This is a genomic window from Haloparvum sedimenti, from assembly GCF_001462205.1.
GTDB lineage: Archaea > Halobacteriota > Halobacteria > Halobacteriales > Haloferacaceae > Haloparvum > Haloparvum sedimenti.
In genome coordinates, this window is sequence record NZ_LKIR01000142.1 from 68,349 (window position 1) to 69,955 (window position 1,607).

The following is a 1,607-nucleotide window of genomic DNA, read 5'->3' on the forward strand; positions in this document are numbered from 1 at the left end:
GGCTGACCGACGACGGGCTGGCGGTCGAGGCGACGATGGACGTGCAGCTCCGGGTCCCGCCGAGCCGCACCGTCGACGAGGTGCACGAGCTGGCGGAGAGCGAGCTCACGACGGGGTCGGTCCACTGGAAGGAGCCAATCCCCCCGGTGATGGAGAGCCCTCGGAACCCCCTCGCGCGGGCGTTCCGCGTGGCGATCAGGGAGACGGGCGGCGACGTGCGCCTCCTCCGGAAGACCGGAACGAGCGACATGAACCTCTTCGCGGCCGCGTGGGACTGCCCGATGGTCACCTACGGTCCGGGCAACTCGGACCTGGACCACGCGCCGAACGAGCACCTGCCACTCGCGGAGCTGGACCGGTCCGTGACCGTCCTCTCACGGGCCTGTCGAGACCGACTGTAGGCGTCGCGGCGCGCGCCGCGACGCCGGCGTTTCTCCGCGACCGACCGACCTTCGACCACTACGCACCGACGACCGACCCGACCCAGCGAAACGGAGCACGATGCCACTCGACACCGACGACTTCCTCGACATCGACGACCTGACGCCGGCCGAACTCGACGCGGTGCTGGAGCGCGCGAGTGCGCTCAAAGCCGGCGCGGACGACGCACAGCTACCGGACCAGACCCTCGGCATGATCTTCGAGAAACCCTCGACGCGCACCCGAGTCTCCTTCGAGACCGGGATGACGGATCTCGGCGGCCACGCCATGTTCCTCGGCCCGGACGACATCCAACTCGGGCACGGGGAGCCGCTTCGCGACACAGCGCGCGTCCTCGGGCGGTACGTGGACGCCGTGATGGCGCGGCTGTTCGACCACGCGGACGTGGAGACGCTGGCCGAACACGCCGACTGCCCGGTGATAAACGGCCTCACCGACGAGGCGCACCCCTGCCAGACGCTCGCGGACCTGCTGACGATCCGCGAGGCGTTCGGCGACGCCGAGGACGTGACGGTGGCGTGGGTCGGCGACGGCAACAACGTCGGCCAGTCGTTCGTCGTGGGCGCGGCGATGGCGGGCATCGACGTGACGGTCGCGACGCCGGCCGACTACGCGATGGACGAGGCGGTGTTCGACCGCGCGGCCGACTTCGGCGCCGACCCCACCGTCACCACCGACCCCGAAGCGGCGGTCGCGGACGCGGACGTCGTCTACACCGACGTGTGGATCTCGATGGGACAGGAGGACGAGCGCGAGGAGAAGCTGGCCGCCTTCGAGGGGTTCCAGGTGAACGAGGCGCTGCTGGCGGGAACGGACGCACAGGTGATGCACTGCCTGCCCGCCCACCGCGGCGAGGAGATCACGAACGACGTGCTGGAGTCCGACCGCGCGCTCGCGTGGGACCAGGCCGAAAACCGGCTGCACGCACAGAAGGCGTTGCTCGTGGAGCTGTTGGCGTAGCTGGTCGACGCGAGCGGAGCGAGCGCTTTTTGGTCCAGCTTTTTCGAGGAGCGGTGCGCGACGCGCGGCGGTCGCGCGAGCGCACCCGACGACGAAAAAGGTGGGGCTGAAAACCGGCTGCACGCACAGAAGGCGTTGCTCGTGGAGCTGTTGGCGTAGCTGGTCGACGCGAGCGGAGCGAGCGCTTTTTGGTCCAGCTTTTTCGA

At 69.6% G+C, this 1,607-nt stretch carries 2 protein-coding genes; both read left to right on the plus strand.

Annotated elements, in window-relative coordinates; genetic code table 11:
* The coding region (locus AN233_RS14910; protein ID WP_125920051.1) for a M20/M25/M40 family metallo-hydrolase at positions 1 to 401 on the plus strand (401 nt) is incomplete at its 5' end.
* A gap of 100 nt (positions 402 to 501) precedes the next feature.
* Positions 502 to 1,401 (plus strand): ornithine carbamoyltransferase, encoded by a 900-nt coding sequence (argF, locus tag AN233_RS14915; protein ID WP_058367557.1) that lies wholly within the window; start codon positions 502 to 504, stop codon positions 1,399 to 1,401.
* Positions 1,402 to 1,607 lie beyond the last annotated feature (206 nt).

Coding starts and splice junctions, on each gene's coding strand:
- argF (WP_058367557.1), top strand. CDS start 502: ATGCCACTCGACACCGACGACTTCCTCGACATCGACGACCTGACGCCG.